A 20,201-nucleotide genomic window follows, 5' to 3' on the forward strand; every position below is an offset into this window, starting at 1 on the left:
AAAGGAGTATATAATATGAAATACGTCAAATTATGTGTCTTTACCCTTATGATGCTTATTTTTACGGTATCATGCGGTAATAAAGATACAAAGAATATCATAAGCATTAAAAAGGCATCGACCGAAAAGCTTATCAGTGCATTCGAAAAATTTGAAAATAATTTTATGCTGCGCAGTGATGTTTTTGATAACGGCTCTGCAAAAGCAGAATTTTTCCTTACCGACTATGATCTGCAAGGGCCTAAAGCGCAAGGCATATTACAAACAAAAACGATTGCCGATACGATGATCGCAAATAAAATCGGTATAACAGGGCTTTGGATCAACGATAAAAAGGCTAAGGCATTTAAGTATTCGTATGCATTGAATAATATTTTAATAAACGAAGAGAAAACCGACCTGATAAATATTATTATCGGGCAAAAAAATATTGAAGCGGCGAGTCCTTCGATATTCAATAAAACATTTTCCATTCCTGCACAAGACCTCGGGAAAGCCCTTGCGCTTATCGACTCTAAGGAATTTCCCACAAATCTCAATATCGATTTAACCTACAATACATTGAGAACACTGAGTTCCATCCGTCCGAATAAAGCCTCGCAAAAACGCTATGATAAAGCGCAAGATATTCTCTATAAGAACGCAGTTATCACACGGAACGGTGATACGTATTCCATCGTATTCAATAATGATGATGTCATTAAATTTATCCCTGCGCTGATAGATGCGGTAAAAAACGATAACCGCTTAACATTCCTCTGGAAGTTTTATGAAAAACTCTTAGAAAAAGAATTTAAAGAGATTGAAGAAAAATTTAATACGGAAATAAAAGATAACATAAAAGACTGTACCTTTACGGAAGAGCTGACCGTTAAGGATAACCTTGTTGAAAAAGCTCAGTATACGGTTGCTGTCAGCGGAAAAGAGATAGTCACATTCGGCTGCGGCATCAAAAATTATGAAAACCCGATCGACGGCATGACATACACGCTCAATATTACAGGGTCTAATACCGCAGATAAAGACTCGAAGGCGAGTATAGTATCCTGTGTGTTTGCTTCTAAGGGCTCTGTAACCGACACGGCAGCCGATATCGATTGTTCCGTCTCCGTATCTTTTACGGATAATCCCGATACTCCGCTGCTTCCGGTTTTTGATATGCATGGTTCATTTTATGCCGATACCGCAAAACAGAACGAAAACTTTAAAATCGGTATGGACATGGATATAACACCCTCGCGTAATGACAACATGAACGAAAGCATAGCGGCCTCAATGCAGGCATCAGGGAGTGTTATAAAAGCGCCGGATATGATTACGTATAACATCGATACCATCAACATTGAGATGGAGGAACTCGAGAAGGAAAAGCATACTCTTAAGCTCGGAACCGATGCATCGGTTATATTCAGCAAAAACATCCTTGAGGATATTGTGATGCCTAAAGAGACGGTTAAAGTGCTTGAAACAAAGGTTAATGAGTGGCAAACCATTCAAGACGAAATTACCGCAAACTTGAAAGCACTTTCAACTTTGCTAAATCTATAAAACAAAACGCACCTCATACTGCATGCACGAAATTTTCCTCAAAATTTCGTGCATTTTTTTTCTTCTATGAAAGAAGGGAAACGCATCAGACAGATATATTAAATTCCGCAAAATAGAAGTTGTAGCTTTGGTAATGACCTTTCCGTTAGCCTTTTGAAAATAGTGGTACTGGATACAAGGCGCAGAGCGAATAACACCCGCAGGCGTGCTTTTTGCACGTCGAGGACTGGTATTCACTCTGCAACGCTGTAGACGGTATGCATATTTTCAAAAGGAAAGGTTGAACAGCCTCTCTTATTTTGCGCGGAATATTCATGAAACGTCTGATGCATTTCCTTCTGCGTGAAATTTTATCCAAAATTTCACGCAGCTTATTTTAAAAGAGGGAAACGCATCAGACAGATATATTAAATTCCGCAAAATAAGAGAGACTATGAGGCCATTTGAACCGCGAAGAGGTTCAACTCTGGTCGAGTAGACTCTCTTATTTTGCGGGGAATATTCATAAAACGTCTGATGCGTTTCCCGATTGTCCTCAAGGTTTTCCGCTAAATTCCGACACTGTAGCAGAAGGGGTATAAAATGGACAAAATATCGGCTGCAGAGAAAATCGAACAGGTCTTGCAGCAGCAAATTACCGTGATGAAAGAAGTATATGCATATCAAAAAGAGCTTTCCGACTCCGTGCGGAACCGTTCATGGGAAGGTATTGAACGCTGCGTACTGAAAAGTACGGAGGCTTCCAATGAGTTTTTACGGCTCGATAAGCAGTGCTTTTTGCTTCTCAATCAGCTCGATCCGTATAACGAAGATGGACGTGATTTTTACGGCTACATTGCATTGCTGCCTGCGGAAAATCAAAAAAAGCTCAGTTATTTATATCGTAGTCTGCAACAGCAAGCACAGCTTGCAAAAACGGCAAACGATACGCTTGATGCCTACGTTACACACGTACAGACATTGGTACAAGATATGATGGATGCCGCAGAAATCGGTACAAGAACTTCATTTTATACCCGCACCGGTGCGCCGAGCCAATCGAATTACAGCAGTTTGGTTATCGATACGGTATTTTAACGGATAGTATTCAAGGAGGAAGGTGATAAAAATGTCTACATTTGCTTCGATTGAATTAGGAAAACGCAGTTTATTTGCACACCAGCAGTCCATTCAAACTGCCGGTCATAACATATCGAACTCATCCACGGAAGGATATACCCGTCAGCGTGTTCAGCTTGATTCTTACGAGCCGCTGTACCGTCCCGATCTTTCACGGGCGGAAACTCCCGGACAAATCGGACAGGGTGTTGCCGTCAGCTCCATTACCCGCCTGCGCGACGAGCTGTTGGATCAGCGGATTGTCGCCCAAACCGATCAGCAGGGGTACTGGGAAACACGCGATTCCTACATCTATATGCTGGAACAGTTGTATAACGAACCGGAGGATACTTCCGTTCGGACACGGCTCGATCAATTTTGGGATTCATGGCAGGAGCTGTCAGTCTATCCTGAATCGACGGCGGCGCGCAGTACGGTTGCTACCCGTGCAAAAACGCTGACCGATGCCGTGCACCATCAGTATCGGGGCTTGCAGGGCATCCGCGATATGATCAACAGCGACATTGAAGCGCGGGTTAAGCAGGTAAACTCCTTTACCCGGCAGATTGCCGCGCTCAATGAAGAAATCGTGAAAGTCAAAGCGATGGGCGACAATCCCAACGACTTGATGGATAAGCGAGACGTCTTAACCGAAAAACTTGCCGACCTTATCTCCATCTCTGTAGAGAAGGTGGATGCCGACGAATCCTACATCATTTATTCGGACGGTATGGAGTTGGTACAAGGGCGGACATTCCGCACCTTCGGACTTAAGAGCGGTACCGGAAACGAAGGGTATGCCAATGTCGTATGGGAAGATTCCGGCAATCTTGCGCACTTCGGCGGCGGCAGGCTGGCTGCCCTTATCGAACTGCGCGACGGAGATGTCCGCGACGAAATCAATAAACTCGATACGATGGCGATGAACTTTGTCGATTTGGTTAACGATATTCACCGCAATGCGATGGGCTTAAATGGAAAAACCGGTATCGATTTTTTCAAAGAACAATATTTTATCAACAATACGGTCGGTAATTTCGATCGGAACGGCGACGGTGAATACGATTCTTCATATATCTTCCGTTTGACCGGCGCATATAGCCTTGATCCGCGCGAACAAATCGGATTGGAAGGGACAATCACCCTTTCTGCAGGAACGGGAACGGTTCAAGTACCCTACGCTTCCACCGATATGGTCACCGACCTTGTAGACCGCATCAACCGTTCCGGCGCAGAAGTCGTCGCGTATCTCGACCAAAACAACAAACTCGTGCTCAAGGGGACGGCGGCGCAGGATACCGAAAATCCCGACTTTGTTATCAGACACGTCGAAGATTCCGGGCGCTTTTTAGCGGGATACGCCGGCGTGCTTACCGGAAGCGGTGCAGAAAACGCCTACGACTGGCAGCAGCCCGATGCGGTGAACGTACTGTCGCAGGAAGGGGCACAGTATGCAGTTTCCCCCATTGCGCACCCCTCCGGCTGGATGGAAATCAATCCGGTTGTCGTAAGCGATTTACAGAACATCGCCGCCGGTTACCCCAGTCCTGAAGGTATTCCCTACCCCGGAGACAACCGTGCCGCCGTCGCTATCGCAAAGATACGGAATACGCCGGTTATGGTCGGCAACACCCGCACCTTTGACGAATTCTTCGCCGAGGCTGTTACCAATATGGGCTTAAAGGGCGAACAATCCGAGCTTGCGTTGAATACACAAACCGCTATCGGCAAGGAACTCCGCGATATGCGCGACTCAATTTCCGGTGTCAACATCGACGAAGAATTGGCGGATATTATTAAATTCCAGCACGGCTACAATGCGACTGCTCGTTTTGTCGCTACCGTCAACGAGATGCTCGATACTATCATCAACCGCCTCGGTGTCTAGGCCATGTGTAAATATATCAGGGGGCGGTGACTAATCGAAGCCGCAGAATAAAAGCGGCAGGAAAACCATTTGAATCGCGAAGCGATTCAACTCTGGTTGGACGGCCGCTTTTATTCTGCGGGCTATATCACACTACCCCTGATATATTTACCGGGAAAAAGGAGTAAGTATGCAACGGATTAGTTCAAATATGCAGCATTCGGACAGCAGCTATTCGGTGCGGAGACAAGAAAGCAGGCTGCACAAGGTAAATAGTCAACTCAGTACTCAGCGGCGCATTCAGCAGCTCCGCGATGACCCTATCGCTGCAGGACACTCGGTACGCTATAAATCGCTTTTGGCACGGCTTGACCGCTTTGAAAAAAATGCCAAGACGCTCAACGATCAATATAAGGTTGCAGAGGCGCCGATGCAGAGCGCTCTCAATATTATGCAGCGGCTCCGCGAACTTTCCGTAGCGGGTGCAACCGGTACCTATACCGCTTCTGATCTTAAAAAGATGGCGCCCGAAGTAGACGAACTGTTATATGAGCTTGTTCAAACAGCGAACAGTTTTAGTGCGGACGGTACGCGTCTCTTTGCCGGTACTAAAAGCTTTACCGAACCTTTTGAGATTGTGATGGGCGACATCGACGGCGCCGGTTCCACGGTTATCACCAATGTACGGTACAACGGTTCCATCGACACCAAACAGGTGGAAAGCGATGAGCTTTCGTTTATGGAGGCAAATCAGGCAGGGAACCGTATCTTTTGGGCGGAACGGCAAACGCTCTTTTCCGCAACCGACGCACGGAACTTTATCGTGCAGCAGGACAGCGCCATCGAGGTGGACGGCGTTACTATCCCGCTCATCGCGGGCGATAACGTCTATGCGATTATGTCTAAAATCAACAGCTCAGGCGCAGCGGTTAAGGCTTCGCTCGACCCTGTTACCAACGGTATGAATATCGAAACTACCGATGCACGGCAGCTCTGGCTGCGCGATGCCGGAGAGGGAAACGTACTTGCCTCTCTCGGTATTGTCAAACCTCAGCAGCGGCCGCCGTACAACCTTGCCGATTCGGTGCGCGTATCGGGAGGTTCGCTTTTTGATGCGGTCATCGCAATGCGCAACGCGATGTATGCAGGCGACCATGAATCGCTCGGCGGCAAAGTACTCGGCAGTGTGGACGGAGCTATCGACAACCTCGCAGCGCGGCTTGCGGAAAACGGCTCCCGCTATGAACGCGCGGAAGCGGCGCTCGCCCGTTTGAATACCCAGATACCGAACGTAACGGGAGCGGAATCCCGCGAAGCCGATTTGGATTTGACACAAGCTATTTCCGATCTTAAAATGTATGAGTATACGCATCAAGCATCGTTAAGCACGGTCGGCAATTTATATAAAAACACGCTGCTCAATTATTTAAGATAACGATGACAAAAGAAAGGGAGTTTTAGTATGGAAATAAAAACGAAGGCGCTGGGTACGGTTACGATTGAAGAAGATCAAATCATCACCCTGTCTGAAGGTTTTTACGGATTTAAAAAGTATCACCGCTTTGCGTTGCTCGATGCAAAGCAAAAGCCATTTATATGGATTCAGTCGCTTGACGATGCAGAGCTTGCGTTTATCGCCATCGATCCTTTTATCTTCCGGCCTGACTATGAACTGGATATCGATGACAGTTTGCTCGAACCGCTCGGCATTGAATCTCCGTCGGACGTACTGGTGTTTGCATTGGTTACCGTTCCGTCGGACGGCTCAGCAATTACGGCAAATTTGCAAGGCCCGCTCATCATCAATAAAAAGAATAAAAAGGCAATGCAGCTGGTCATCGGCGGAGAAAAATGGAAGACTAAGCATGATATCGTCGCTGAAATGAAACGCGGAGGTTCGTCATGTTAATCCTTTCCCGAAAAACAAACCAAAAAATCCGCGTCGGCGATTCAATTGAAATTACCGTTATTGAAGTACGGGGCGATCAGGTTAAAATCGGCGTTGAAGCCCCCCGCTCCGTCAAGGTATTCCGCGAAGAAATTTACGACGAAATTCAGCGTGAAAATAAAGCGGCACTCGCTACCGGCAATATCGACTCCCTCGCTCAACTGGGGTTGAAGTAAAAAACGGTAATACAATACGGGGGCATTGCATTACTGCGATGCCTTCCCGATCACGTGCCGCAGTCGCTGATTATACTACAGCCCGATCCTCGGGTACGCGTGACTGTTCCGTCTCATTATCTTTGAGAGTGTGCCATACTTTATCAAATGCGTGGTGAATCTCTTTAAAATATGTTACGAGCTGCGGATCAAAATGCTTCCCAGCGTTCTCAAAAATATATTGGACAGCTTCATCATGTGAAAGCTCGCTTTTATACGATCGTTTCATACGCAGTGCATCATATACATCGGCTATTGCGACAATCCTTGCCGAAAGCGGTATCATCTCACCTTCAAGCTTAAACGGATATCCGCTGCCGTCCCACCGTTCATGATGGCTTAATGTTATTTCCTTTGCCATTGCAATAGGATATGATGAAACAATAAGAGCGCCATTGATTGTATGTTCTTTCATCACTTCCCATTCAATGCCGGTTAATTTGCTCTGTTTTTGCAGAATATAATCGGGTGTACCGATCTTGCCTATGTCATGAATAGCGGCCAAAAAAGAAATATTATCAACAAAATCCGGTGTAATTTGCGGGTATTGATTAAGCGAAAACAAATATTCGGCAAACTCTTGACAATAGAAATTGAGCCGTTGTGCATGGTTTCCGGTATCGTTGTCTTTCAGCATTGAAGCTTGCAACAAACCGTTTAGCATCATTTTATACATTCCAATCTGCTCTGCTGTTATATTTTCAATAATCACCCAGTATCCAAGCAGGTAACGGTTCTCCTTATCAAAAAGCGGATGGAATCGTACTCGCGTATACAGCGTTTTTAACGTATGCGATTTATGCACCATATTGCCGATCCATGACCAGCCTTTTTCTCGCGATCGTATGCTTTCAAAAAAGTCTTTTATCTCCGCCTGAGTAAAAACCCTACCGAATACATTAAAAAACGGCTTTTTCTCCAATGCGTAATAACCTGCAAATAATGTGTACACACTTTTGGTCATGTGGCGTATAACTAAATTACTGTCAAGAATCATAGTAGGAATACTTCCTGCCTTTGTTAATTCAGAAAGTTCATCAAAATACACCTGTTGTTCTTCTGCCGACATATCTCTTGTAATCTGCTGATTCCGCTCCAACGATATACTTTTTTCCATAGTTTAGTCCTTCTCCGCATCGCTCTTCCGAATATACTGAGGCCCTGCATAGTCTGCAGCATTCTTCAGTACATTACCGTGCTTTTGCATATACTTAATCATCGAATATGCAAAAGAGAGGGCATCCGCTTCAATAAAATGAAAGCGGATACTACTTTGTGAAATTGCAGCAGCGTCTCTAAACGCCGCCGTTCCATAGCCGGTAACCAGCCATTCTTCGTTTTCCGAAAAGTGCGGGAGTAAATCAGCCGCTGTTTTGTCAAAAGCTTCCGTTACCGCTGTTCCGTTTTTAAAAAGCTGAGCGTAAAAGCGTTCTCTTTTTGCATCTATTACTACGGCAATATTTCCGTTCCACGCCTCATACTGCGATGCTATGCATGGGAGCGTAGGAATAGGAATAAAACAGCTGTTACTGCTGAGCTGTAATGCTTTCGCCGCTGCAAATCCGAGTCTTAGGCCGGTAAAAGAACCGGGACCTTCCGGCGCCAATACCGTTTCCGTATCGGCGGCAGTAAATCCCGCAGCTGATACGGCTGCATCGATAAGGGGGAGCAACCGTTCTGCGTGGGACGGACCGTTACCGGCGAAGGATTGTGTAACTAATCCGTTAGGACCGTATGCCGCAACTGAAAGGGTTGAAGTGAGGGTATCTATTGCAAGTATATTCATGGTGCTGCCTCATATTCGGTTAAGCTGTCCGTTTCATACGGCCAGTTCGTGATGGTAATAGTTCTGCTTGTATCTTCTTCCGGCTTGATATGAATAAGGATGGTACGTGCCGGTAATTCCGACATGATTTTTTCACTCCATTCGATAATGCACACGCCCTGACCATACAGCATATCCTCAACACCGAGATCTAAAAAATCTTCCGGTGAGCTGAGCCGATACACATCCATGTGATAAAGCGGTAGACGTCCGTAATATTCCGATATGATGGTGAAGGTGGGACTGGTAACGGCTTCGGATATATCAAGCCCTTGCGCAACGCCTTTTGTCAGCTGCGTTTTTCCTGCTGCGAGCGTCCCTTGCAGAGCAAGCACATCGCCTGCATTGAGTAAGCGGCCTAAAGCCCGACCAAAGTTGATAGTATCTTCTACTGTTTTTGTTCTGTATACCATATCAGCCCTAACTTTTTTCTTAGTTAAAGAAAGCATCCTTCGTAATAGTTACAAGCATAGTATACTATTCCGAAATCCGCTGTTTGTATAGGTCATCAACAGAAGCAAAAGAACGAATACTCTTTCCTAACGGATAATTTACTATCAATAAATCCACACCCAATGGGTAATCCTATAAAAAATACACTTTTTCATAATATCTTCTCCTCTGAAATCACCATAGCACTCGTATAATGGTTTGTCAAGCATATTGTCTAGGTGGAAAAAAACCACTATAATGCGTTTCTGTTATCCTTGAATTATGTGTAAAGAAACTACCCGTATTTATTTTGAAGATGATTACTGTGCGGTTGCCTATAAAGCAAGCGGTGAAAATTCCCAGACGTTTTTCGCGCCGCTTTTTCCGCATAAACCGTTTGTCGCTCCGGTCAACCGGCTTGATACTCCCGTATCAGGCATCGTACTGCTGGCTTTTTCTGCCCAGATACAAACGCTGTTTTCCCGTACATTTGAAGCCGGAGCTGTGCAAAAAGAATATTGGGCAATATGTGAACGGTCTACAGAACATTCCATAGAAGTATCGGAGCTGCAGCGGCTGGAGCACTGGCTCGGCTTTCATACCAAAACACAAAAAGCCTTTGTCGGCGCGGCTCCTATCGATATAACTCCTGCAAATACAACGTCTGCCGATATCACAAAACCTAAAAAGCATAAGAAGTCGGCGCTTAAAAAAGCCGTTTTATATTGGACGCTGTGCGGAGAAGGCGACCGGTACGACTTTATCCGTATTAGGCCGGAAACAGGGCGCACGCATCAGATTAGGGTACAGATGGCAGCCGCCGGACATCCCATCAAGGGAGACTTAAAATACGGAGCGCGGCGCAGTGAATCGAGCGGCGGCATACGCTTGCATTCCTACAAGCTCTCGTTTATCCATCCGATTACGCACCAAAACATTACTGTTGAAGCGCCGCCTATGCAGCCCGACACCCTTTGGCATGCCTGCATGGCGGCATGCGCAAACAGCATAATATTCACAAATAAAGGAGAAGCGGACGCAGGTGCGGATACAACCGCTCCAGCTACATTACCTACAAGCCATCAAATAGACGCGGAGCGGCACCCGTGAAGCGGTCGAAGCAGGTAAGTGGGGCAGCCGCGTTTGAAGCTTACTACAGCGCTCTTTTCGGCGACCGTTGGCCGACGCTTCGGGAAGCGCTTCTCAAAGAGACGCAGCCGGTGGCGTTTTCGGTGTGCGGCGGAAAGCCGTATTATCTTGACCAAGCGAGTATCTATGCGGCACAGGCGCTTCCGTCGATTGATGAGGGCAGCTATTTGGATATGTGCGCCGCTCCGGGCGGCAAAACGCTGGTGCTTGCCTCCGGTATGGGACAGGAAGCCCAGATACAGGCAAACGAGTTGTCGCGGGCACGCCGAGCGCGGCTGCTCACCGTACTTGATGAGCATCTGCCGCCGGACATAAGCGCCCGCATCGAAGTTACCGGCTATGACGCCGCTACCCTCCCCCGCTATCGGCAAGCGTATTACGACCGCATTTTACTGGATGCGCCTTGTTCTTCGGAGCGCCATGTGCTTACCGATGCGAAATACCTTGCCTGCTGGACACCTGCACGGATTAAAATGCTGGCACAGCGGCAGTGGGCGCTCCTTTCGGCAGCTTTCTTACTATTAAAACCGGGAGGCTTTTTAGTATACGCAACCTGCGCGCTTGCCGATGCGGAAAACGACGGCGTTGTGCAAAAGCTGCTGAAAAAATACGGAACCGAAGCTGCCATCCATAGCGGTACCGCAGCAATCGAATTTAGCGCGGCTTATACCAAAACAGCCGGCAAAAACAGCACACCGCCCATACTCGGCGAAAAAACGCTGTTCGGCAGCCGGTTTTTACCCGATACCTGCGGGGGAGCAGGCCCCTTGTATTTTTCGCTTATCGAAAAAACGAATTAAGAGAAGGAATACCATGATAACAGAACAGACAAACCATAGTGAACAAACCGGCGTAGCCGATATGCCGCCGCAGGGACGCCCCATCAAAACCTTTGTGCTGCGAAAGGGGCGGATTACCGAGGCTCAAAAAAAAGCGTATGCCGAATATGCGCCGCGCTGGTGCGTCCCCTACAAAGCGCAGCAGCTTTCTTTTAAAGAGATCTTTGCGAATGATCATCCGGTTATCATCGAAATAGGATTCGGCATGGGGGTCGCAACAGCTGAAATCGCAGCGCAGCATCCCGAAATCAACTATATCGGCATTGAGGTTTTTCAAGCAGGGGTCGGAAAGCTCTTAAACGAGATCGAGCAGCGCGATCTTAAAAATATCCGCATTATCGAACATGACGCTATCGAAGTGCTGGAATATATGATCCCCGACGCCTCAATCGCAGGCTTCCATATCTTTTTTCCCGACCCGTGGCAAAAGAAAAAACACCATAAACGGCGGCTGCTCCATCGCCCGAGAACAAACCTGCTGGCTCAAAAACTGCAAGAAAACGGCTACCTCTATATGGTAACCGATTGGTACGACTATGCGGAGGACGCCTTTGCCGAACTTTCGGCCACCGAAGGACTCCGGTCAAAATACGAAGGCTTTGCCCCTCCGCAACCATGGCGCCCCAAAACCAAATTTGAACAAAAAGGCCTCAATAAAGCGCACCCCATCACCGAGCTGATGTTTATCCGACCTGCACACGACAGGGTAAATGCATCAGGCCGTTTTTTAGTAGCCCCGCAGAATAAGTGAGTCTATTCAACCAGAGTTGAACCGCTCTGCAGTTCAAATGGTCTCATAGCCTCACTTATTCTGCGCTTTTTATTTACTCTGCCTGATACGTTTACCCGTCTGCTAGGAAAAGGTGCGAAATTTTAGGAAAAATTTCGCACTAAAAAGGTCCATATTCATTCACGTAAAAATCTAACCGAAATGCGAGGGCTTGCATGTTCCAATCGGACAAGTTATACTCGGTCAGTGATGGCATCTCCGATAATTAGAAAACAAGTTACTATCCGTTTTTTGCATAGAACCGTACTTTTTCTCTTTACCGTTCTGATTGCCTTATTCGTTTTATTTGTATTAGGGAATATTCAGAACTTTTTGGATTCAAGCCAGATTATTATTCTGCAATTTCTTATCGCAGGCGGCATTTTACTGTTCTTAGTTGCCGTTTTTGCTTTGTTGTTTGAAATCAACTACAATATTTATTTACGGAAACCCTACTACCTCGGCCGCTGTATTATCAGCGGTATTGCTTGTATATTCGGACTCGTAATTGCAATTGCAGCCTCCGCTATTCTTTTACTTTCTAGCGGTCTTAATCCGGCATAAGGACATACAATGATGTTTTGGAAAAAACTGTACGCAGGAAGAGCAGCCGTATGCACTCAAAATACGCAGGAGCAGATCAAAACAGCCGTCGTTACGGCATACACACGCTTTTTGGAACTCAACAGATTGCATGAAAAAGATATCGTTTCCCTACAATTTTCGATTACATCCGATATAACAGCGGCAAATCCTGCAACTTTATTGCGCTCCGCCGGTTATGCTTCTGCGGTCGCCCTTTTTTGCAGTACGGAACCGGACATCGACGGCGGTTCTCACGGTATCATTCGCTTCCTGTTTTACTACTATGGAAGGAAGAAAGCGATACCGGTTTATTTGGGCGGGGCGGAAAAACTCCGGCCGGATCTGTTTCATCGCACAACATAGCGGATATTTCTGAAAACTTCGGTTTTAAGAGGTACCCTTTACTTTCTTTAAGGATATTCCAGTTTTATGAGCACCAAGGAAAATAATGGATTGATATGGGTTGTAAGCCGTGAATATGCCGGCTTTGCAGAAGCCGGAGGCGTAAAAAATGTCGTAAAGTCATTGGCAGAAGCAGCGGCAGCTTATGGTCTTACGATTACGGTATTTTTGCCCCGTTACGGAAACAATAGCGAAGATCTCGATAACTGCATCGGAGAAGCACAGATACGTGTCGGTGATACGCCGCACTCAGTGAGATATTTTGAACTTTTCAGGAAAAACATCCGTTTCATCTTTATCGACTCCGGTATTTTCACGGAAAAAAAAGATATTTATACCTACTGCGCCGAAGAACTCGATTATTTTCGGGAAAAGCTGCACCGGCCCGATCTTAAAAAAGGAGACGGCTACGTAGACAGCCATGAAATGAACGTATTATTTCAAAAAGCGGTCTATTGTTACGGATTACGCAACCATACCGCTCCGCAGGTATTGCACTGCCATGATGCCCACACCGCTTTGCTTCCTGCGTTTATCTCTGCCCGCTGTACGGGCAGACGTCTGTTTCGGCATACCCGTACGCTTATCACCATCCATAACGCAGGGGACGGCTACCGCCAAACCTTTTATTCGTTCGAATATGCGGCACATTTAACCGATCTTCCTCACAGAGTATTGGAATATGGCAGAGTCGATTATACGGTCGAACCCTTTCTTGTCGGTTCCGCCTTTGCTGATTTAACGACGGTGTCTCCGTGGTATGCAAAGCAGCTGATTTCACCCGAACATTCGCCGTATTCTTATCTTTTTTCAAAAACCCTCGCCCAAAAGCATATTCATATTACCGGTATTACCAACGGAATTGATTTCGCGACATATAATCCTCTCGATATGGAATGCTCAGGACTCCCTTTCGCGTTTGACATACAAAAAGAGCAGTTTGAAGGAAAATATGCCTGCCGTTCATTTTTACTGGACAAACTACAATCGCAGACCTGCACAGCGCCGCTGTATGATGGCATACAACAATACGGCAGCATGAGTACACAAGAAGAGAAGAGAACACTCTACCTGATGTACCACGGCCGGTTGGTTCGGCAAAAAGGCGTCGATGTATTACTCAAAGCAATACCCCGCATACTGGAACGCTCTCCTAACCTACGGTTTATTGTAATGGGACAGGGAAATCCTGAACTTGAAGCTGAAGCGATCGCCCTCGCTGCCGCGCTGCCCGGGAAATTCGTCTATTGCAAGGGATATAACCGAAAGGCTGCTCGGCTCATCACCGCAGCGGCGGACTTTATTGTTTTACCGAGCTTATTTGAACCGTGTGGATTGGAGGATCTTATCGCACAGGTCTACGGTACTATCCCGATTGCGAACGCACAAGGAGGCTTGCAAAAAATCATAAACGGGAAAACAGGCTTCTTATATATGCTTCCGAATGGCGAAGAACAAAACACCGACATACATATCAGTGCATTGACGGAAGCCGTATTGAACCAAGCAGAATCTTTTTTTGCAACCGATAAAGCAAGGCTCACCGATATTCCGTATTTTAAAAATATTATTTTACAAGCATGCACAGCGCTCCATACGGAATTTTCATGGAAGCATATTTTTACCCAACAGTATCTAAAACTCTATTTTCCTAATTGATGATTTTTTTTCTTATTATTGAAAGCCCCTCATTTTATGCCGATATAAAAAGAGAGCGCCTATAGCAAGGGAAAAAATGGAAAAAGAGATTATTATACATTTTCTGAATGAGCATTGGGATGAGTTTGCTGATTTGTTATCCGAAACAGCTAATGCGGATGCCGGCCGCACACTTATGGAGAAATTTCCCGATGACTTTTTCGAATTTGCGAATTTACTTTCAAAAATGATGACTGTGCAACAAAGGCAAGCAATTGATAAACAAACAGGGCTTTTAGAAAAAGCACAGCAATTCCGGAAAAACGATTCTCTCAATGACGAAGAAGAACATGCTGCAATTATCGTTAAAAACGGCCTTTTTATGGTGCAGCCTCAACGATACAACGAAGCATTGAATAGCTCTTTTAAAACACTGGTCGATTCAGTTCTCTAGTACAAAACGGGAATTTATGAATAATAAAGCATCTCTAATAAGAAATATAAAATCTAATGGAAATAGGAAATATGGCAGACAAACAAACTGAATCGGAACTAAAAAAAACAACTATGGACATTCCAACCAAACGGCGATTCGGCGATAGAAAAGAAGGACGGCGTATCCGTTCGATAGAACCCATGGCGGTAGTAGCTCCCTTTATTATGCCGTCAAGAATAGGAGCACAAAATTTATTTCAAGACAGCATCAATGTCGCTGCGATAGAACATTTCGTACATAAAAAAAGAGCCGATGGCCTTATCGGTTTCGGCATCATGCATGTATTGGTTGCAGCCTATGTGCGGACAATATCACAGCGGCCGGGTATTAATCGATTTTTGAGTGGATTGAGACTTTATGCCCGCCATAACATAGAAGTGGTCATGGCCGTTAAGAAAGAGATGTCGCTGGAAGCCGAAGAAACAATGATGAAATTTTTCTTTGACCGAAGCGCAACCGTTACCGATGTGTATCATCAGATGACACAGAAAATAGAAGAGTATCGAAATAAACGTGAAGAAAAAGAAAGTGCCTTTGATAAAATTGCGCGTAAACTCGGATTTATGCCGAATTTTCAATTACGTGCAGCAATCGCATTTCTGAACTGGCTTGACTTCCATAACTTGTTGCCGGAAAGCTTGCGACTGCTCAGTCCTTTTCACTGTTCCGTTGTCTTTTCCTCGATGGGCTCGTTAGGTATCCGCCCTATATTTCATCATTTGTACGACTTCGGTAATGCACCCGTATTTATCACTTTTAGCGCGATGCGGAGATCACAAGAAATTGCACGGGACGGTACAGTTACCAATATACGAAACCTTGACCTTGCCGTTACCACCGATGAACGGATTTGTGACGGCTTCTATTATGCCTCCGCTTTCCATGAATTGCATAAATATCTGGAAAATCCGGAACTGCTTGAACAACCGCCGGCAACAATTATCTACGATATAGAGTAACAAGTTCACCTATTCTGAGTGTCAAGTATAAACTGCAAGCAGGTACTTGACACATATCGGAAAATCGGATATAAGTTTTCTATTGTTTTTGCCGTTGTAGCTCAGTCGGTAGAGCAAAGGACTGAAAATCCTTGTGTCGACAGTTCGATTCTGTCCGACGGCATTATTTAATCTTTTCAGTGTTTTTTAATCCTCTGTCAATATTTCCACTATCATCTATTATTTATATTTTATAGCTGCTGTTGATTTTATATTATATGCTTCAATATAAGTGATACGATATAATTTTAATGAACACATCTAAAAGTTGCGGCTCTGCCACAACATTGCTCCTGCGTGGAACAACCGCCATCCGTGGCGGTAGAGGAACGGCGGGCATTAAACCCTTGTACAAATAAACCCGACATATTTTAAAATTAAAAAACTTTAAGCATTTAAATGATTGATGATATGAAAGAAATGGAAAATGAAAACCGGCGAACCTCAGCTGGTACATTCGCCTGTATTTATTTTGAAATAAAAAATGGGGAGACAAGGATTCGAACCTTGGAAGGCGGAGCCAACAGATTTACAGTCTGCCCCCTTTGACCGCTCGGGAATCTCCCCATATTGATGAGCCAACTTAGGGATTCGAACCCTAGACCCCGAGATTACAAATCACGTGCTCTGGCCAGCTGAGCTAAGTTGGCATAAATATGGAATGTATCATATCGGTTTTCTTTTTGTCTGTCAAGTGTAAAACAAACAAAAAGCTGAAGCATTATCGCTAACTATTCTTTGTAAATCTTTTTATATACTCAAGCAGTTCTTCATATTGTTCTTTAGTCTCAAATGCATCTTTTTTGAAATACAAGAAACGTCCGTTTGTAAATTCTAAAATATAAAAGGCTTCATTATCGATATCAGATAAAAAATCTTTTAATAAAAATTTCGTCGATGTTCCTAACTTTATTGCCTCAACATAGCCATCTGTTATTTCTGTAATGACCTCAATTTTGTCTTTTGGCAAATTAAATTTTTCGGCAGCCAGAGCATACTGCTTCCGCAGATTCTTTTTCAATTTCCGTAAATATATTTGTTTTGCAAAAATAATTTCCGCCAGAGCCCATAAAATATAGGAGACACCGATAATACTTTGGAATAAGTAGCCTTTACTTAACATGAACGCCAACACGAGAAAGCTGATAATGACACAGGTTGAAAGTATTCTGCGCTTTTTAATATTTTTACTTAGGATACCTGTTTGCTTCCACATATCTATTGTAATATTTATTTGATCTTCTACAGAGACGCTCTCTTTTATAATCATTTATAGTTACCCTTTTGGCTTTAAGCAGCGATACAGGGGCAATACCTGCACCGCTGCTCTTTTGCGCGTTAGTATAGGTTATACATTAAAACCTGAGTTTTTTGGACAGCCCCGTTCCCTACAGTTTATGCATTTTCTTAGGCTGTGTCATATTCTCCGGCTTCAGGATTTCGTCGAGCGCTTCCTTCGATAATAAACCGCGTTCCAACACAAGGTCGTAGACGCTGCGATCATCTTTGAGGGCAGTCTTGGCAATATCGCTTGAGATTTCGTAGCCGAGTACCGGATTAAGCGCCGTTACCAAACCGATACTCCGATAGGTTAGCTCCTTGCACCGCTCGACATTTGCTTCGATACCGTCGATACAGCGCAGCCGAAGCGTAGACATACCGTTGTTTAAAATCGAAATCGATTCCAAAATACTGTAAATAATAACCGGTTCAAAGACGTTCAACTCCAACTGCCCCGCTTCGGATGCCATCATCACAGCCGTATCATTTCCGATAACGCGGAAGCATACCTGATTCATCACTTCGGGGATAACCGGATTGACCTTACCCGGCATAATCGATGAACCCGGCTGCATTGCCGGAAGATGTATTTCGTTCAAACCAGCGCGCGGTCCCGAGCCGAGCAGACGAAGGTCATTGCATATCTTTGAAATTTTTACCGCGAGGCGTTTCAGTTGCCCCGAATAGGAAACAAAGCAGGTGGTGTCATTCGTTGCGGCAATCAAATTCTTCGCCTTCGTAACAGGATAGCCCGAAATTTCTGCAAGCCGTTTTGTTACCAAATCCGCATAGGCAGGATCACTGTTGATACCGGTACCGATGGCGGTTGCTCCCATATTGATTTCGAGCAAGCCGGAAACAGCATGCCGGATATGCGGCACCTCCCCTTCCAAACTCGCTGCATACGATTCAAATTCCTGACCGAGTGTCATCGGAACTGCATCTTGCAGCTGCGTCCGCCCCATCTTAATATGCCCGCCGAATTCTTTTCCTTTTTTACGGAAAGATGCGATCAACTTTTCAAGCTCGGTAATCAGGCTTTCCGTGTGTAAGCAGATACCAAGCTTCGCTGCCGTCGGATATGCATCGTTGGTAGACTGTGCAAGGTTGATGTGGTTATTCGGATGGCAGAATTGGTATTCGCCTTTTTTATGCCCCAGCAGTTCAAGTGCACGGTTCGCAATCACCTCATTTGCGTTCATATTGGTAGACGTTCCCGCACCGCCTTGAATCATATCCGCAGGGAATTGATCATGCAGTTTACCGGCAATAATTTCTTTACAAGCACCGATAATCGCTTCTGCTGTCGGTTTTTCCAGCAAACCTAATTCATAGTTTGCCTGTGCCGCCGCCTGTTTAACCATCGCAAGGGCTTCTATAAAGCCCGGATAGGCGGAAAGATGCACGCCGGTAATATTAAAGTTTTCCATACAACGAAGCGTTTGTACGCCGTAATACGCCTCATCGGGAACATCCCGATACCCTAAAAGATCATGTTCTTGCCGCATTGTTTCCTCCTAATCTTTTTGGCAGTTAAATTTTCTTATTTTTGTTGCAGCTCGTGGAGTGAATCGAAAGGATAGACACCGCTTACGGTTGTTTCGATTCGATTACCGGCGGATGATCCGAATATAACCGGAGCATCCGGCTGCATAAACTCGGAAATAACTTGCCGGCAAGCACCGCACGGCCCAACCGGATAATCCGCATCGGGGGTTGCGATTGCAATAGCCGTAAAGTTTCTTTTGCCCATTGCAACGGCACGGAAAATAGCAGTGCGTTCGGCACAGTTGGTCAATCCGTAAGAACGGTTTTCAACATTCACGCCGGTAACAACACTCCCGTCATCAAGCAGTAATGCAGCGCCTACTCTAAAATGAGAATAAGGGGCGTATGCATTTTCCGCTGCCTTCATAGCTTGTTCAAAGAGATGGTCATACTTACTTGAATCTTTCATACTACTATTATACCATATAGACTATGAAAATTACAGCTTTCGATAATCGTTTTATTATTTTTCCTATTCTTTTTTTATTCATATATATCTTTGCAGCAGCGGTACCGCTCGGATCGGATCTTTATCTAAAGCCTGTGTGGGTACGCACCATAACACCGGATAGTGCGCAGGCCGAGTTGGAAGGCATGGGGAGTGAAACCGAAAATGCAGTTTCGCAGGCGGCGCCGGAACAGTTTGCCGGTAAAACACCGAAAGTATTTTTGACGGAAAGCCGCTTCGGTTACTTTACTGCCGACGGTGAATTACTCCGCTCATCTCCCGTAACCCAGCGCATTTCAGCTTCTTTCGCAGCGTGGACGGAATACGGAAGCGATGCCGCTAAAACACCGATTTATCGCCCCGACGGTTCGGTGATAACCGTCATCGAAGAGCAGGGATTTGTATACATCGACGAAGACCGTTTCTACTTATTTGAGCCGGGAGGAAGCGCCGTTAAGCAATACGGTGCCGACGGGAAACCGCGCTGGCGTTATCTGCACACCGCGCCGATTACCGCCTTTCATAGCACAAAAAGCGGAGCTATTATCGGATTCTCTGATGGAAAACTTGTCGTTCTTGATTCCGAAGGTAATGTACGGTCGGACTTTTATCCGGGCGGCAGTGACTATCAGGTTATACTGGGAGCAGCAATCTCCACCGACGGAAAACTTGCCGCCTGTGTGTGCGGCATTAACAGTCAACGCGCATTGCTTATACGGATAGACGGTAATAAATATAAAATCATACATCACCGGAAATTGGAAGGAAATCTTCACAGGCAGGTCTTTGTTGATTTCGATATAAAAGGCGATAACGCCGTGTTTGAATGTGCCGAAGGTATCGGCTTTATCGACTGCGATCGGTTGATATCGGGTATTATGCCGCAGCGCGGTATGGTCATTTCCGGCGGTCAAAATCCGTATAAGAATATGATGGCGATTATCAGCAGACAAGAACAAAGCTCAACATTGTCGTTTATCGAAGCGCCTTTTTATGTCGTTGGACACACCTCCTTTCCTTCAAAAAACACGTTCCTTGTACAAGAACGGGAAACGATATTCCTTGCAACCGACACGAAGTTAGCCCGCATCGATATAAAATAAAGTGAAAAATAG

At 45.4% G+C, this 20,201-nt stretch carries 21 protein-coding genes and 3 tRNA genes; 16 read left to right on the forward strand and 8 right to left on the reverse strand.

Annotation, left to right across the window (positions count from 1 at the left end; genetic code table 11):
• The first annotated feature begins 15 nt into the window (after nt 1-15).
• The 6 genes from E4N66_RS10040 to csrA all read left to right on the forward strand — a co-directional run bounded on the left by E4N66_RS10040 (nt 16) and on the right by csrA (nt 6,637).
• Complete coding sequence (locus E4N66_RS10040) at nt 16-1,548, forward strand: hypothetical protein (RefSeq protein WP_253727911.1); 1,533 nt, start codon at nt 16-18, stop codon at nt 1,546-1,548.
• 582 nt (nt 1,549-2,130) lie between these two features.
• Nucleotides 2,131-2,625: a hypothetical protein gene (locus E4N66_RS10045; protein WP_253673897.1), complete on the forward strand. Its 495-nt coding sequence runs from the start codon at nt 2,131-2,133 to the stop codon at nt 2,623-2,625.
• A gap of 31 nt (nt 2,626-2,656) precedes the next feature.
• Nucleotides 2,657-4,534 (forward strand): flagellar hook-associated protein FlgK, encoded by a 1,878-nt coding sequence (flgK, locus tag E4N66_RS10050; protein ID WP_253727912.1) that lies wholly within the window; start codon nt 2,657-2,659, stop codon nt 4,532-4,534.
• A 169-nt stretch (nt 4,535-4,703) separates the two neighbouring features.
• The gene (locus tag E4N66_RS10055) at nt 4,704-5,948 is read left to right on the forward strand and encodes a flagellar hook-associated protein 3 (protein ID WP_253727913.1); all 1,245 of its coding nucleotides are present in this window, start codon (nt 4,704-4,706) and stop codon (nt 5,946-5,948) included.
• Between the two features lie 27 nt (nt 5,949-5,975).
• On the forward strand, nt 5,976-6,422 hold the full coding sequence (gene fliW / locus E4N66_RS10060; protein WP_253673892.1) for a flagellar assembly protein FliW: 447 nt from the start codon (nt 5,976-5,978) through the stop codon (nt 6,420-6,422).
• Nucleotides 6,416-6,637 carry a carbon storage regulator CsrA gene (csrA, locus tag E4N66_RS10065; RefSeq protein WP_006188992.1) on the forward strand — a complete coding sequence of 74 codons (222 nt, stop codon included), beginning with the start codon at nt 6,416-6,418 and terminating at the stop codon, nt 6,635-6,637. The genes fliW and csrA overlap by 7 nt, the downstream gene beginning before the upstream one ends.
• A 70-nt stretch (nt 6,638-6,707) precedes the next feature.
• Here csrA and E4N66_RS10070 read toward each other — a convergent pair whose 3' ends face one another.
• Genes E4N66_RS10070 through tsaE form a run of 3 tightly spaced genes read right to left on the reverse strand, consistent with a single transcriptional unit; the run spans nt 6,708 to nt 8,914 of the window.
• A complete protein-coding gene (locus E4N66_RS10070) occupies nt 6,708-7,793 on the reverse strand; it encodes an HD-GYP domain-containing protein (RefSeq protein WP_253727914.1) in 1,086 nt (361 codons plus the stop codon).
• A 3-nt stretch (nt 7,794-7,796) separates the two neighbouring features.
• Nucleotides 7,797-8,462 carry a tRNA (adenosine(37)-N6)-threonylcarbamoyltransferase complex dimerization subunit type 1 TsaB gene (gene tsaB, locus E4N66_RS10075; protein WP_253727915.1) on the reverse strand — a complete coding sequence of 222 codons (666 nt, stop codon included), beginning with the start codon at nt 8,460-8,462 and terminating at the stop codon, nt 7,797-7,799.
• Entirely contained in the window at nt 8,459-8,914 is a 456-nt protein-coding gene (gene tsaE, locus E4N66_RS10080) for a tRNA (adenosine(37)-N6)-threonylcarbamoyltransferase complex ATPase subunit type 1 TsaE (RefSeq protein ID WP_253727916.1), read from the reverse strand. The genes tsaB and tsaE overlap by 4 nt, the downstream gene beginning before the upstream one ends.
• 301 nt (nt 8,915-9,215) lie before the next feature.
• On the opposite strand from tsaE, the gene E4N66_RS10085 reads away from it, so the two are divergent.
• The 9 genes from E4N66_RS10085 (at nt 9,216) to E4N66_RS10125 (ending at nt 15,933) form a co-directional block, all read left to right on the forward strand.
• On the forward strand, nt 9,216-10,043 hold the full coding sequence (locus E4N66_RS10085) for an RluA family pseudouridine synthase (protein ID WP_253727917.1): 828 nt from the start codon (nt 9,216-9,218) through the stop codon (nt 10,041-10,043).
• Nucleotides 10,040-10,882 (forward strand): RsmB/NOP family class I SAM-dependent RNA methyltransferase, encoded by an 843-nt coding sequence (locus tag E4N66_RS10090; RefSeq protein WP_253727918.1) that lies wholly within the window; start codon nt 10,040-10,042, stop codon nt 10,880-10,882. The genes E4N66_RS10085 and E4N66_RS10090 overlap by 4 nt, the downstream gene beginning before the upstream one ends.
• Before the next feature lie 61 nt (nt 10,883-10,943).
• A complete protein-coding gene (trmB, locus tag E4N66_RS10095; protein WP_253729452.1) occupies nt 10,944-11,672 on the forward strand; it encodes a tRNA (guanosine(46)-N7)-methyltransferase TrmB in 729 nt (242 codons plus the stop codon).
• A gap of 228 nt (nt 11,673-11,900) precedes the next feature.
• Nucleotides 11,901-12,254: a hypothetical protein gene (locus E4N66_RS10100; RefSeq protein WP_253727919.1), complete on the forward strand. Its 354-nt coding sequence runs from the start codon at nt 11,901-11,903 to the stop codon at nt 12,252-12,254.
• A gap of 9 nt (nt 12,255-12,263) precedes the next feature.
• Nucleotides 12,264-12,638 (forward strand): chorismate mutase, encoded by a 375-nt coding sequence (locus tag E4N66_RS10105; RefSeq protein WP_253727920.1) that lies wholly within the window; start codon nt 12,264-12,266, stop codon nt 12,636-12,638.
• Nucleotides 12,639-12,704: 66 nt separating this feature from the next.
• Nucleotides 12,705-14,336, forward strand: a complete 1,632-nt coding sequence (locus E4N66_RS10110) for a glycogen synthase (RefSeq protein WP_253727921.1) — start codon at nt 12,705-12,707, stop codon at nt 14,334-14,336.
• Nucleotides 14,337-14,412: 76 nt separating this feature from the next.
• A complete protein-coding gene (locus E4N66_RS10115) occupies nt 14,413-14,769 on the forward strand; it encodes a hypothetical protein (protein WP_253727922.1) in 357 nt (118 codons plus the stop codon).
• A 71-nt stretch (nt 14,770-14,840) separates the two neighbouring features.
• The gene (locus tag E4N66_RS10120) at nt 14,841-15,770 is read left to right on the forward strand and encodes a 2-oxo acid dehydrogenase subunit E2 (RefSeq protein WP_253727923.1); all 930 of its coding nucleotides are present in this window, start codon (nt 14,841-14,843) and stop codon (nt 15,768-15,770) included.
• Between the two features lie 90 nt (nt 15,771-15,860).
• Nucleotides 15,861-15,933, forward strand: a tRNA-Phe gene (locus E4N66_RS10125).
• A gap of 361 nt (nt 15,934-16,294) precedes the next feature.
• Here E4N66_RS10125 and E4N66_RS10130 read toward each other — a convergent pair.
• From E4N66_RS10130 to E4N66_RS10150, 5 genes are all read right to left on the reverse strand, one after another.
• Nucleotides 16,295-16,376: transfer RNA gene (locus tag E4N66_RS10130), tRNA-Tyr, on the reverse strand.
• A 9-nt stretch (nt 16,377-16,385) separates the two neighbouring features.
• Nucleotides 16,386-16,459 (reverse strand) — tRNA-Thr (locus E4N66_RS10135).
• A gap of 77 nt (nt 16,460-16,536) precedes the next feature.
• Nucleotides 16,537-17,079 (reverse strand): hypothetical protein, encoded by a 543-nt coding sequence (locus tag E4N66_RS10140; protein ID WP_253727924.1) that lies wholly within the window; start codon nt 17,077-17,079, stop codon nt 16,537-16,539.
• A gap of 118 nt (nt 17,080-17,197) precedes the next feature.
• Nucleotides 17,198-18,598: an aspartate ammonia-lyase gene (aspA, locus tag E4N66_RS10145; RefSeq protein ID WP_253727925.1), complete on the reverse strand. Its 1,401-nt coding sequence runs from the start codon at nt 18,596-18,598 to the stop codon at nt 17,198-17,200.
• Between the two features lie 35 nt (nt 18,599-18,633).
• Nucleotides 18,634-19,047 (reverse strand): cytidine deaminase, encoded by a 414-nt coding sequence (locus tag E4N66_RS10150; RefSeq protein WP_044013675.1) that lies wholly within the window; start codon nt 19,045-19,047, stop codon nt 18,634-18,636.
• A gap of 23 nt (nt 19,048-19,070) precedes the next feature.
• Between E4N66_RS10150 and E4N66_RS10155 the strand changes: the two genes are divergently transcribed.
• Nucleotides 19,071-20,189, forward strand: a complete 1,119-nt coding sequence (locus E4N66_RS10155) for a PQQ-like beta-propeller repeat protein (protein WP_253727926.1) — start codon at nt 19,071-19,073, stop codon at nt 20,187-20,189.
• Nucleotides 20,190-20,201: the final 12 nt, after the last annotated feature.

Origin of the sequence: Treponema sp. OMZ 857, assembly GCF_024181085.1 — a bacterium.
GTDB lineage: Bacteria > Spirochaetota > Spirochaetia > Treponematales > Treponemataceae > Treponema.